Below are 312 nucleotides of genomic sequence, written 5' to 3'. Positions count from 1 at the left end.
CGCGCAGCGGCTCGGTGGCCGACAAGCCGGTGGCTAATGTCTCTGCCGATGGCGATCGCGTGTTGCGTGGCGCGGTTTACCGGGTGGTGCGCAAAGACGGCAGTGTGGAGTACACCAACCTCAAGCCTGTCTCTTATACACATCTCCGAGCCCACGAGACCCGTGACCGAATCTCGGTTGGCGGGGTGGGGGTGTAAAGGGGGGGGGGGGGGGGGGGGGGGGGGGGGGGGGGGGGGGGGGGGGGGGGGGGGGGGGGGGGGGGGGGGGGGGGGGGGGGGGGGGGGGGGGGGGGGGGGGGGGGGGGGGGGGGGG

General features: G+C 76.3%; 1 pseudogene. It reads left to right on the top strand.

Annotated features, from left to right (window positions below):
- Window positions 1–197: pseudogene (locus JHD67_RS22560) on the top strand (hypothetical protein); the annotation flags it as partial.
- Between the last annotated feature and the right edge of the window lie 115 nt (window positions 198–312).

Origin of the sequence: Dyella sp. ASV21, from assembly GCF_016428975.1 — a bacterium.
GTDB lineage: Bacteria > Pseudomonadota > Gammaproteobacteria > Xanthomonadales > Rhodanobacteraceae > Dyella.
The sequence above is the reverse complement of the archived record's forward strand: the minus strand, read 5'-3'. Positions and strand labels throughout refer to the sequence as shown.